Here is a 12,621-nt window from a genome sequence, read left to right as displayed (position 1 = left end):
TTTATTTACTATTAGTATAAAATACTTAGTCCCTTAAAATCTAGACTTAGATTATTTATAAACAATTTTGCGTAGAATAAGCCCGCGGGCAGGAGCTGTATCAAATTTTTGGCTAGGATTTTTTTCTGCGAGAGCAGTTATAAGATGTTCTTTAGTGAGCTCTGGCGTACAGGCGCTATCTAGACAAGCCCCTACAATACGTCTAATCATGTAACGCAAAAAGCCAGGACCTTTAATGGTAATTCTATAAAAACCGTATTTTTTAAATGAGTTTACGGTTATTGAGTGTATGGTTCTTATAGTGTTTTCTTTGTCTTGTCCGGTGCAGAATGATCTAAAATCATGAGTACCAACAAACACATTCAGGCATTCTGTTAATTTTTCAAGATCAATAGTTGGCTTATAATAAGCACCATAACGATAAACGAACGGCAGAGGCCGACGCTGAAAAAAGTGGTAATAATAGGTTTTTTGAGCAACATTATGCTGAGGATTAAAAGTATCTTCTACTTGTGTAAGTTCTCGTATAATGATATCTGCAGGCAACACGTTATTCCAAGCATTTTTAAGCTGCTCTATGCCTATTGATAAAGTTGTTCTAAACCGGGCAACTTGCCCAAGAGCATGCACACCAGCATCAGTACGTGAAGCACCTAGGAGCGCAATCTCTGTTTTAAAAACAGCTTGAAAGCGTTGCTCTAATACTCCAACTACAGTGCTGACTTGGGGTTGCCGTTGCCAGCCACAGTAATTGGTGCCGTCATAGGCAACAATTATTTTATAGGTTTTTTCTTTTTGCATTGGTTGAGACTTGGGATCGTAAAGGGGCAGTGCCCCTTTACAACTTTTACCCATTGATTAGTTAAGCGCTTATTTTCTTAGGTTAGCGCGTAAAGCTTTTTTACGTAATCTAATGTGACCGGGTGTAACTTCTATAAGTTCATCAGGCTGGATCCATTCCATACATGTTTCAAGCTCCATTTTGCGTGGCGGCTCTAAACGTATAGATTCATCGGTACCTGAAGCACGCATATTGGTAAGTTTTTTTTGCTTACAGGGGTTAACGTCCATATCATCATCACGGCTATTTTCACCAATGATCATACCTTCGTATACTTTTTCACCAGGCTTAATAAATAAAGTGCCACGGTTTTGTAAGTTATCAAGAGCAAAGCCAGTAACTACACCGTTTTCCATCGATATAAGCGCGCCTTTAGTTCTTAAAGGAATGTCACCTTTATAAGGTTGATAACCGGAAAAACTAAACGTTGCTATACCCATACCACGTGTATCGGTTAAAAATTGTCCTCTAAAACCTAAAAGACCACGTGATGGCACTTCAAATTCTATACGAACGCGACCGTTATCATAATGGGTCATTTGCTTCATCTCAGCTTTCTTTTTGCCAAGATGTTCCATAACAATACCTTGTTGCTCTTCAGGAAGATCTACAACCAAGTACTCAATAGGCTCACATTTAACGCCATCGATTGTTTTATAAATTACCTCAGGTGCTGATACTTGTAACTCAAAGCCTTCACGACGCATGTTTTCAAGTAAAATACCTAAATGTAATTGACCACGACCAGATACTTTAAAGCTTTCAGCTGAACTTGTAGGCTCTACACGTAAAGCTACGTTTGTTTTAAGTTCTTTTTCGAGTCTATCTTTAATTTGGCGTGAAGTAAGCAACTTACCATCTTGACCACTAAAAGGAGAATCGTTCACCGATACATACACAGAAAGTGTAGGTTCATCAATTTTAACATACGAATAAGGTAATGGATGACCAATTTCACACAGTGTAGTACCAATAGTTACCGGTTCAGTAAAACCAGTAAGAGCTATAATATCACCAAATTGAGCTGATTGAGATTCAATACGCTCAAGACCCCTAAATTTATAGATCTTGGTTACCTTCATAGGTTTACTTATGGTAGTATCTTTACAGCAAATAAATTGTTGCCCTACGCTAATCTCACCACTAAACATGCGACCAATGGCTATAGGCCCCAAAAAGTCAGAGTGATCTAAACTAGTTACTAAAAACTGTAAATGATCAGCTTTTTCTGTAGGTGCAGGAATAAACTCTAAAATAGTATCAAATAACGGCTTCATAGTATCAGATTCAATATCTGGACTTGTCGTTACAAAACCAAGCTTAGATGACCCATAAAGAAGAGGGAAATCAAGCTGGCTTTCATCAAGAGCTAAATCTAAAAACAGATCGTGAATTAAACTTTCTGTTCGAGCAATATCAGCATCTTTTCTATCAATCTTATTGATTAAAACGATAGGCTTTAAATTAAGTTGTAATGCTTTAGATAACACAAATCGCGTTCCTGGCAGTACCCCTTCAGCAGCATCAACAAGGAGTAAAAACCCTTCAACCATTTGAAGTGTTCGCTCTACTTCGCCACCAAAGTCACTATGCCCAGGAGTATCAACGATATTGATATCAAAGTCACCGTAATTTACACCAGTATTTTTAGCTAAAATGGTAATTCCACGCTCACGTTCAATATCGTTGGAATCCATTACGCGTGCCCCTTGAGTTACGTCCATTGTACCGGCGTAACGAAGCATTTTATCTACAAGTGTAGTTTTTCCATGGTCAACGTGGGCAATAATAGCAATATTACGCACGTTATTTCTTTTGTTTTGTACGCTCATTAATTCTAACTACCTTACGAGAAATAAATTCTTAACGAGAAATAAATTTTAAATCTGAATATTATTCAGTATAAACTATTTTAAAAAAATGTCTATTGATTTGCTTTAACAAAGCTTGTATAACTTTTTTTTAGCCAAGCCGGGTATGCTTTATACATATTACTCTTGAATTAAGATAGCTTAGCATAGTATCTTATGGTTATCTGCTCTTAGCTAAAAAATATATAAAAGAAATTTTAATTACTAGTAACTTGATTTTAAAAATACTTTTATTTTTCTAAAAAAGTTTATAATTATTTTACAATTTTTTGCTCTTGACATTCGTATAAAATCTGCACATATTAGGGGTGTTAAAGTTTCTACTAACTTACATCTCAATCAAGGAGTTCTTATGAACAAAATTTCATTTGTATACAGCTTAGCCCTACTTTTAAGTGTTGCTTTTGCTACAATAACCAGAGCTAACGAAGATACCTTTACTTTTCAAGAATATGTAAGCTCAGACTTTACTCGTGGTCAAGGGTCAGGTACTGCGTGCTCAATGGTTACCGTTTCTTCAGAAGCAACAGCTCCAACACAAGTAGCTCCAGGTAGCGAATTTACTATCACCATAGAAGGCACAGCAAACTGTACCAGAACTGGCACACGTGCTCCAGTTATACTTCCAGCAGGAAGCGTTGTAGTATACGTAGGTACTTTTAATGAAGTTGAGTTCATCTCTGCTCAAAGCACAGCTGGTAGCTTTAACTTCACTCAGTCATCAATAACTGAACAAGCTAATAATAGAAAGTTTATTGCTTTAGTAAACCAAGCACCACTTATGTCTGGTCAAACCTTTACTATTACAGTTAGACTAAGAGCACCACAAAGAAACTTTAACTTATTTACCAACATTGGTATCGGTGCTAATCCAGGATCAGACTTTATGACTGTTACTGCTGGAAGCATTAGACTATTAACAGTAGTTGGTAATCCATCAGTATCATGCGGTGGCTCAAGCACTGGTTGCTCAACTGCTACTTTAATGTCTGTAGCTTAAGCAAGCACATTTCTTTCGATTTCTAATCGATCCTAAAATCAAAAAAGCCTCGTACTAGTTACGAGGCTTTTTGCATAGGTTAGTTTTTACATTTTTATATCTGGAGCTTACTATGAGCTATGTATCTCTATGCAACTACGGGTTACTTTTGATTGTTGGCTTTACTTATACTTCTCTTACAACAGCATTTATTTCTACTCAAAATAGCGCTCTGAGATGCGAAGATATCTCTGAGGTTATCGATAGCTATCTTTTAAATGACGATAATGATACAGAATTTATAGAAAAGTTTTTTACACAAGAAGAGAAAAACACTATAACAAGTGTTAATTTAGCACAAGCACTCTACATGTCTGTTGCTACAGTGACTCTAATCAAGCCCCAAACAAAATCTTTACAACCTGACAGCTTGGTTATTCAAGGGCCTCAAGAAGTAGATAACGGTCCAGCTGCTTATATAATTACGTTTACTCCAAACAGAGCATATACCAATAAAAGCATAACTATAACTGACTTTCTACCTGAATATCTGCAACTACTAGAAGCTCATTCAGATGCTTTTAAACTAGAAGCTATACAAGTTACTGATAATCAAAGACGCCTCATTTTTCGAAACATATGTTCTTTAGAACCCGATCAACCTACTACTATTACTCTTAGAGTAAAAGCAAGAACTACCAATAACTTAATGTTTTCTCAGTATGCTCAAGCATATTTTGAAGATTCTTCTTCTGCTCGAGCTACAATGTCTAACATTCAGGTAAGCACCTACAAAAGACATTCTCCTGACAACCACCAGACTAGACAGATACAAAAGCTTAGCTAAAGAAAAAATAGACAAAAAAAAGACCCGTATTTCTACGGGCCTTTTTAATTTTATTAGAATGTAGCTGCTGTAAACGGCAGTAAAGCCATTATACGAGCTTGCTTAATTTCTGTAGTTACAAGGCGTTGATGTTTAGCACAGGTACCAGAGATACGTGATGGTAAAATCTTGCCGCGTTCTGTTAAGAAGTTTTTAAGCAAAGGTACGTTTTTATAATCTAAAACAGTGGCAACTTGAGCATTTGAGCAAAAGCGACATTGTTTAGCTGCACCATAACCGCTACGACGTGTTTTTTTGCGGAGTAATCTACCGCTAATTTTTAATTTAACTTTACGTGCCATGGTAGCTCCTATTGTTCTAAGTCTTTAAAATCATCTGCATCACTGTCACCAAGGTCAGCTGAAGCAGCAGAACTTGATTTACCTAAAAATCCAGTCATTTTATTTTCTTTTAAGAAGGTTTCAACATCGCGTGTTGGTACTTCTTCTAATGATTCTGGACGGCTATACTCAAGTGAAGCGCTAGAATCAAGACGAACAATAACATGACGCATAATAAGTTCATTGTACTTAACTGCAAATAAAGTACGTAGAGCTTCTAAAAGTGCATCTTTAGTCTCTAAACCTACTTCAAAGCGAGTAAGAAAATAAACACCATAATCATATTTTCTTACTGGATAAGCAAGAGAATATTTTCCCCAACGCTCAAAAGAAAGCATGGTACCCTTATGATCTTGAATAGTCTTATCAAGCTGGGTTTCTAGTGTGTTTGCTTCGTCAGCAGTAATTTCTGGCACTGCTAAAAGAAGCGTTTCGTAACGTAACATAGTAAATCCTCTACTAAGTGGAAGTGTAATAAAATGACACTATAAAACTACACGAACGTCTACGCCAACGTACGTGCGGTTTTATTTAGTATTGGCTAAAAATAAAGCGCTTACTCAAAACGTTGATGACGCGCGATTATTCTGCCAATAATTCTAAAATGATCTTTTCCGCGCACAAGGGCTATAGGTGAGCTCTTATGGTTTACGGACTCAAGTACAATAAAATCATCTGTATAGGTTACTTGCATTACTGCTTTGACCGGTGTTTCATTGCCAAATTCAACTGCTGCTATATCGCCAGAGCGAGTCCAGACTTCAGGTGAAACAATTAGTACATCGCCTTTATCAAAAGCTGGTGCTAACTGGTTGCTTGAAAGTGATAAAGCAAACATTGCTCCATCGGTAGAATTTAACACAGGTACAAAAATATCTTTAAATCCAGTGGTCAACTGCATAAGCTGGTTGTTATACGGTGACGGATTAGAAGGTATATCCCCTACAACAGGTACAATTTGTACTTTTAATTGAACTTCTGATTTTTCTGGCATACTTACGTTGCTATCAATATCATCAGTACGTTTACGACGTTGTGCAAATAAATCAATCGGACTAACTTCAAATGCATTAGCAAGTTTTTTCAGGGAATCTTCATTCCAACGACGTGTGCCATTTTTGATATGTGTCAAATAACTTTCTGACATACCAGTTTTTTCTGCTAATATTTTGGTTGTCCAACCTTTTTCTCTAAGCAGCTCTTTTACTCTAAGTGCTGTTGATGACATAAGAATCTCCTTCCCTTACCATTTGTAAGAATGTATGATAGTCTGGTTATATATCACTGCGTTATTTCTAATTGTACTCAATTTAAGATTCTTGTCAAATGGAAAACATAATATATGCCAACTTTTAAACGCACACCTGACTTTACTCCTTTACTCTATGAACATGCTGCTTGGAAAAACCAAACTAATGTCCTAGGAGTTGATGAAGTAGGTCGTGGTTGCCTTGCAGGGCCTGTCGTTACAGCCACTGTCATGCTCAAACCGCATACTCACCATGAACTATTACAAGATTCAAAGTTGCTGTCACCTAAAGAGAGATCCGTAGCTTATGCATGGCTTTTAGATAATTCGTTTTACGCAGTAAGCTTTATACATAATAGAATTATTGATGATATTAATATTTATAGGGCAACTTTACAAGCTATGAAACGATCTACAACACAATTACTGGCGTTACTACCCATGCAACCAGAGTATATATTGGTCGATGCTATGCCTTTGCTACTTGAACATACAGAAATTCCCGTAGTCTACTTTAATTATGGCGAAACGCTCTCTTCTTCTATTGCAGCGGCTTCTATTATTGCCAAAGTGACTCGAGATGCACTTATGTGCCGTTTAGATATAAATCTACCAGGGTATAGTTTAAGCCAGCATAAAGGATACGCAACCAAGCTTCACAAGCAAGCACTTGAATTAAAAGGCCCAAGCACCATTCACCGAAAAAGTTTCCTCTCATGAACGCACAACAACCTTTTGCTGAAGTTATAGAAAGTTCACTTACTATTTGGCGAGCACAAACATGGCAGTGGGACAATTTTCCTTCTTTTGGCTCTCTTGTGACCCTAGAGACAGAAACACGCGTGCTCTTTGGCCTTGTGTATTTTATACAAACAGGATCACTGGACCCTTCAAGAACAGCCTATGCTTACAAAAAGACAGAAGCTGAACTTAAAAGAGATCAGCCGCAGATTTTTGAATTTTTGCATACCACTTTTTCCTGTTTAACCATAGGATACCTAGAAAAAGACAAATTGCTCTATCAACTTGCTCCTGAGCCACCTAAAATTCATGCCTTTGTATGCCATGCAAATCATCAACAGATAGTACAATTTTTTTCGCATGAACACTATTTACATATACTTTTTGAGTTTTCTCATCACCTTTTTTCTCTTGATGAGCTGCTTCTTGCATTACTTAAAAATCTTTCAGATAACAACGCATTAACACAAGAGAATTTATCTAAGTTTATAGAAACGTTTTCTCTGCTGACTGCAAATGACTATCGACGCCTTAAATTATTTTTACAACGCGCGCATACGATAATAAAACTGACAGATTAAATAGAGTTGCTATTGCTTTAAGTGGTTGCCCTGAGAGAAGTCGTGACCTCTTTTTATAGCTCTGGATAGGATAATAACTTGCATTTTTTTAAGCTCTTTTTTAAGCTTGATCAGGCATAAAAATAAGTGATCACCACTTCAACATAAGCTCAGGAGCTTTACTCATGAACCGTTTAGTCTGTTATATAAGTTTACTTACCACTCTATCTAATACCTTTGCTTTGCAACAATATCCCTATGATCTTAGTGTTGTAGGAGAGATATGGTTTGCTGAAAGCATTGCACGGCTTCCTATATTGCTTATTGATATGCTCAAAGACGATGTAAAATTAAATTTTATACCTAGCAGTAACGCTGTAACATTTCAAGATGTACCACAACGTGTTCAAGAGGTTGTAAACAACCCCGATAAAGCTCCAGGTGCAGTAAGCTTATTGCTTACGTTGCCAGCTAATAATAAAGGGGCAGCGTATCATCACGTGCCCAAAGAAAGTCACATTCGTATTGCTTACATAATGTTTGAAGCAGATCCTATACCACCTCAATGGATTCCTATACTTAACAATGACTTTGATGTTGTTGTAGTTACTGATACCTTTTGTAAAGACCTGTTTATTAAAAGTGGCATTAAAACACCTGTGTTTACGTTACCTCATGGTGCGTATTTAGAAGACTTTTTAAAAAAAGAAGTGCGTAAAACACCAGGCGATATTTTTAGATTTGGCGTTTCTGCTGGTTTTAATTACCGAAAAAACCTTGCGCTTATACTAGAAGCTTTTGCTCAAGAGTTTGGCAATAACCCAAAGGTTCAGCTCATTTTACACGGCCGTGCTGGAGGCTCATGTAAAAATCTACACGAGCGCGTAAAGCAGCTTAACTTAACCAACGTTGAAATTATCAATGAAACCTATACACACAAACAATATGTTGATTTTATAACATCTCTTGATTGTTACGTGCTCCTTTCTCGTGGTGAAGGATTTTCAGTTAGCCCACGTGAAGCGTTAGCAGCTGGTATACCCTGTATACTATCTAACAACTCTGCTCATACAACTATTTGCAAGACAGGTTTTGTCAGAGCGGTTAATACAGAAAGCACCGTAACAGTACTGTATCCTGATTTTAATAACTATCCAGCGACTATGTGGAACGCAGACTTTGATGATTCTTGTAAAGCATTAAAAGAAGTATACGAGTATTACCCAAGCTATAAGTACAAAGCTCTTAAAGGCCGCCAATGGGTAAAGCATTATCTTATTGAGAATTTAAAGCCTTATTATTTGAGCTTAATTAAACCAACTAAAGTAGTATTAGGGCAACATAACCATATAACTAAAGAGCATCTGATGACCAACTCACCTGAATTATATAAAAAATATAATCAGCTTATAGAACTACAAAAATAACACTGGTTTTACCAACAGGCTAAGGCTAAATATGTGCAGAAATCTCTTAGTTTTTTTAAGTAGAGTTAAGTTTTTTTTAGCCTTAGCCTGTTTTACTGCGGTAGGTGCTTATGATGCGACTATTGTAGGAGATGCCTTATTTGCCGATGGACTATATAGATTATCGATACTTGCTTTAGACATGTTAAAAAAAGATCTTGCAGTTAATTTTATACCTACTAATAGCAGTATTAATTTGCAAGATATACCTCTTGATGTACAAGCTCTGATTACTCATCAAAACAAAACGCCTGCACCCATATGCTTAACCTTTTCAGCCTTATGGTCAAAGCATAACTCTATTCTTGATACTTTACCAAACAGTTTTATAAAGCTTGCTTATTCGATGTTTGAGGCTACAACAATCCCTAAAGAGTGGGTAGCTCTGTTAAATACTCATTTTGACGGTGTAGTAGTACCTGACGCTTCTTGCTTGCATATATATAAAAACTCCGGAGTTACTAAGCCAATTTTTACTTTGCCGCATCCAGTATACTTAGATAGTTTTTTAGAGCAACCACTACGCACTACACCCAACAACCCTTTTGTTTTTGGGTTATCAGCTGCTTTTGATTACAGAAAAAATATAGAACTTGTTGTTGAAGCTTTTGGTAAAGCATTTGGCAATAACCCTCAAGTAAAACTACGTATACATGGTCGTCGTGGTAATAAAGATGCGTTTAACACGATTATTAAAAAATATAATCTTACTAACGTAGAAGTTATAGTCGCAAGTTTGAGCCAAGAGAAGTATATAGAATTTATGGCATCCCTTGATTGTTATATACTACTTTCACGCGGGGAAGGATTTTCGGTTACTCCACGTGAAGCACTTGCTTTAGGGATACCCTGCATACTTTCTAACAATACGGCTCATACAACCTTATGTGCTACTGGGTTGGTATACCCAGTAACCTCAAAAAAGCTATGTACGGTTGTGTATAGTGACTACAATGATCATGTATCATCGATGTACGATACCGACCTAGCAGCAAGCTCTCAAGCAATGCGTAAGGTATACACACAGTATACTGCGTATAAATTTAAAGCACTTAAAGGCAGAGAGTGGGTAAAAAACTATAGCATTGACAGCTTAAGGCCCTATTACCTTAGTTTACTAAAACCAAAAAAAATTATTTTTGGTAAATACAATAAAGTTACACCACAGTATCTTATGACTAATTCACCTGCGCTTTACGACAAATATCGCAAGGTACAAGCTGGTATAACACGTTAACTTCTGCAATTAAGCACTTTGCTATTGAATGCTCGCTCTAAACAGTTTAGATTAGATATATACGTTATTATTATTTTTTAGAGCAAAGGTCTCATATGTTTGGTTTTATCCGTAAAACATTAAGTTCTATTTATACACAATTTACCAGCAAAGTACGCACCTTATTTACCCGCTCTGTGGTAGATCAAGAAACACTGCACGAATTAGAAAAAATTTTAATTAGCTCAGACACCGGTATTTCAACTACGCGTACTATTATTACTAACTTAAAAGCACAAGTAGCCAACGGTTCTATAGCTCAAGGCAGCGATCTGCATAAAGCACTTGGTGAACAACTGGTAGCACTGTTAAAAGTACGTCCTTACGACTATACAGCTGATATTTATTTGTTAGTAGGTATAAATGGAAGCGGAAAAACAACCTTTGCTGGAAAATTAGGTTTTTGGCTTAAAGGTCAACATAAAAAAGTTCTTTTTATTGCCGGTGATACTTTTAGAGCTGCTGCAACGGAACAGCTCAACTCGTGGGGCCAAAAGATCGGTATTCCTGTGGTAATTGGCAAAGAGCATCAAGACCCTGCTTCTGTGGTATTTGCTGGATGTGAACAGTTTAAAACCGGTGATTACTCAGCTTTAATTATTGATACTGCTGGGCGGCTTCAAACTAAAGTTAACTTAATGAAAGAGCTTGAGAAAATTAAACGAAGCATAGAAAAGCAACTACCAGGCAAAAAAATAGCTACTCTACTTACTATAGATGCTATGCTTGGCCAAAACTCTTTTGAACAAGCTAAAATATTCAACGAAAGCACCCATGTTGATGGTCTTATACTTACCAAAATGGACGGCACAGGTAAAGGCGGCATAGTTTTTTCTATAATCCAAGAGCTCCAAATACCGGTAGCTTTTATCTCTTATGGTGAACAACCTGAGCAGCTTTCACTGTTCAACCCAGAACAATACGTTACTGATTTACTCAGTGAATAAGCGCCACAATACGCTCTAAATCCCTTAAGTAGAGCCTTTTGACAAAGGGCTCTTTTGTCTTTATATTCAACAATAGAAATAGATAATAAAATAGAAGTTTAAAATCTATTATTGGAGAAAATAAACATGCACATTAGAGCACTTTTTTCACTCTTTTTATTAAGCAGTATGCTGCAAATGCCTTGCAGCTTTAGCATGCAAACTATTGACCCAGAGGCTTTCAATAGTTTATTGAAAGATATCTACGGCACTCAAGAGCAACAAATACCAATTTTTTGCGAAGAAACACAAAAAAAAGCTTCACCTAAACTAGTTGTACCAAAACCCCTAACTCTTGAGCAAAAGCTCTCTACATTGCCCGCTGCAACAATAGAACAAATTAAAGCGGTTCTCGTTGGAGCAAGCATAGCAACAGTGTCTCTTGGCGCCTTAAATACGCTTTACTATCTTTATACTCATAACTTTTTAGGCTGTGTTACTACATTAGCTACAACAGGAGCCTTAGAGTACAGTTACTCAAAGCTCTATTTCTTATTTGAGCCACACCGCTCACTGCAAGAGCATGGCTATAGTTTGGCCGAGCAGTTAGTAAAAGCTCTGCAGCAAAAACCAAAAATGCCCACTATCGAAGAGCTTCAAGCAGAACTATTTGATACATGGTGGCAAAGTTTAGATCAAAAGCAAATACGCCTCCTTCCCGAGCTTGCTCTTGTACATGCTGCTCGTACACCACGCATGCTGCTTAACGAACGTGAATTTACAGAATCGTTAAACAAACGACAAACTGAGCTTCTTACCGAACTTATAGACCTTGAGAACTAATTAAAAAAAGCTTAGACATGTAGGCTTTGACAAAAACAGTTTTTCAATTATACTTAATAATAGAAATAATTATATAATTTAATTTTTTATTCACGACTAATATATTTTTATATATAGTTTAAGGAGATTTTATGATATCTACTAAGTCAACTTTTTCATTAGCGCTTTTGCTTTCATTAGCATTAGCACCTTACAAGTATACAATGAGTATGGACGAGGGAATTGAAGCAGCTCGTTTGAGAGATGCTCAACAGGCGGCGCAACAGCAACAAGCACCTGCAGCTGCAAATCCTGCACAACAGCCACAACCAGCACTAGCTAATAATGGGCCAACCTTAAAAAGACTTCTTAAAGTGCCATTAGCTACAGCAACTACTGCTCTTGGATTATGGGCAGCAGCTGAAGATGATGAAGAAGTAAGTTTAGTGCCGGTAATTAAAAACTTATTACTTATTCTTGATAACAAGCAATTACCAGCATATTTAAAACAATTAGCTGTAAAGCGTGAGTTTAACCCTGAATATGTCGATTGTTTAAATTTAAATAAAGTTAATACACTAGTAAATTTAAAAGAATTTGGGAAAGAAATCACCTCTCAACAACTAGAAAGTATTTTTAATTTACCTAAATTAGCGAAACTCC

General features: G+C 36.7%; 14 protein-coding genes. 9 read left to right on the top strand and 5 right to left on the bottom strand.

All coding sequences use genetic code 11. The annotated features are described in order from the left end of the window. Positions 1-51: 51 nt before the first annotated feature. Together truA and typA are read right to left on the bottom strand one after the other, a co-directional pair. Positions 52-801, bottom strand: coding sequence for a tRNA pseudouridine(38-40) synthase TruA (gene truA, locus H0X48_01940; protein MBA3954057.1), 750 nt, complete (start codon positions 799-801; stop codon positions 52-54). A 69-nt stretch (positions 802-870) separates the two neighbouring features. Beyond that, positions 871-2,673 carry a translational GTPase TypA gene (gene typA / locus H0X48_01935; GenBank protein ID MBA3954056.1) on the bottom strand — a complete coding sequence of 601 codons (1,803 nt, stop codon included), beginning with the start codon at positions 2,671-2,673 and terminating at the stop codon, positions 871-873. A 391-nt stretch (positions 2,674-3,064) separates the two neighbouring features. Between typA and H0X48_01930 the strand changes: the two genes are divergently transcribed. Both H0X48_01930 and H0X48_01925 read left to right on the top strand, forming a co-directional pair. After that, the gene (locus tag H0X48_01930) at positions 3,065-3,712 is read left to right on the top strand and encodes a hypothetical protein (protein MBA3954055.1); all 648 of its coding nucleotides are present in this window, start codon (positions 3,065-3,067) and stop codon (positions 3,710-3,712) included. 112 nt (positions 3,713-3,824) lie between these two features. Next, a complete protein-coding gene (locus H0X48_01925; protein MBA3954054.1) occupies positions 3,825-4,538 on the top strand; it encodes a hypothetical protein in 714 nt (237 codons plus the stop codon). A gap of 53 nt (positions 4,539-4,591) precedes the next feature. On the opposite strand, the gene H0X48_01920 is transcribed toward H0X48_01925, so the two are convergent. The 3 genes from H0X48_01920 to H0X48_01910 all read right to left on the bottom strand — a co-directional run bounded on the left by H0X48_01920 (position 4,592) and on the right by H0X48_01910 (position 6,146). After that, the gene (locus H0X48_01920; protein ID MBA3954053.1) at positions 4,592-4,879 is read right to left on the bottom strand and encodes a 30S ribosomal protein S18; all 288 of its coding nucleotides are present in this window, start codon (positions 4,877-4,879) and stop codon (positions 4,592-4,594) included. A gap of 8 nt (positions 4,880-4,887) precedes the next feature. Continuing rightward, the gene (gene rpsF / locus H0X48_01915) at positions 4,888-5,364 is read right to left on the bottom strand and encodes a 30S ribosomal protein S6 (GenBank protein MBA3954052.1); all 477 of its coding nucleotides are present in this window, start codon (positions 5,362-5,364) and stop codon (positions 4,888-4,890) included. A gap of 110 nt (positions 5,365-5,474) precedes the next feature. Next, complete coding sequence (locus H0X48_01910) at positions 5,475-6,146, bottom strand: helix-turn-helix transcriptional regulator (GenBank protein MBA3954051.1); 672 nt, start codon at positions 6,144-6,146, stop codon at positions 5,475-5,477. Positions 6,147-6,260: 114 nt separating this feature from the next. On the opposite strand from H0X48_01910, the gene H0X48_01905 reads away from it, so the two are divergent. From H0X48_01905 to H0X48_01875, 7 genes are all read left to right on the top strand, one after another. Further along, entirely contained in the window at positions 6,261-6,887 is a 627-nt protein-coding gene (locus H0X48_01905) for a ribonuclease HII (protein MBA3954050.1), read from the top strand. Further along, positions 6,884-7,489, top strand: a complete 606-nt coding sequence (locus H0X48_01900) for a hypothetical protein (protein MBA3954049.1) — start codon at positions 6,884-6,886, stop codon at positions 7,487-7,489. Before H0X48_01905 ends, H0X48_01900 begins: the two co-directional genes overlap by 4 nt. A gap of 164 nt (positions 7,490-7,653) precedes the next feature. Then, positions 7,654-8,895 (top strand): glycosyltransferase, encoded by a 1,242-nt coding sequence (locus tag H0X48_01895; GenBank protein ID MBA3954048.1) that lies wholly within the window; start codon positions 7,654-7,656, stop codon positions 8,893-8,895. Positions 8,896-8,926: 31 nt separating this feature from the next. Then, the gene (locus tag H0X48_01890; protein MBA3954047.1) at positions 8,927-10,171 is read left to right on the top strand and encodes a glycosyltransferase; all 1,245 of its coding nucleotides are present in this window, start codon (positions 8,927-8,929) and stop codon (positions 10,169-10,171) included. Positions 10,172-10,266: 95 nt separating this feature from the next. After that, positions 10,267-11,157: a signal recognition particle-docking protein FtsY gene (ftsY, locus tag H0X48_01885; GenBank protein MBA3954046.1), complete on the top strand. Its 891-nt coding sequence runs from the start codon at positions 10,267-10,269 to the stop codon at positions 11,155-11,157. A 126-nt stretch (positions 11,158-11,283) separates the two neighbouring features. Then, positions 11,284-11,979 carry a hypothetical protein gene (locus H0X48_01880; GenBank protein MBA3954045.1) on the top strand — a complete coding sequence of 232 codons (696 nt, stop codon included), beginning with the start codon at positions 11,284-11,286 and terminating at the stop codon, positions 11,977-11,979. Positions 11,980-12,110: 131 nt separating this feature from the next. Then, a partial coding sequence (locus tag H0X48_01875; GenBank protein MBA3954044.1) for a hypothetical protein occupies positions 12,111-12,621 on the top strand: 511 nt, incomplete at its 3' end.

The sequence above is a fragment of the Candidatus Dependentiae bacterium genome (genome assembly GCA_013821315.1).
GTDB lineage: Bacteria > Babelota > Babeliae > Babelales > Babelaceae > JACDHA01.
The sequence above is the reverse complement of the archived record's forward strand: the minus strand, read 5'-3'. Positions and strand labels throughout refer to the sequence as shown.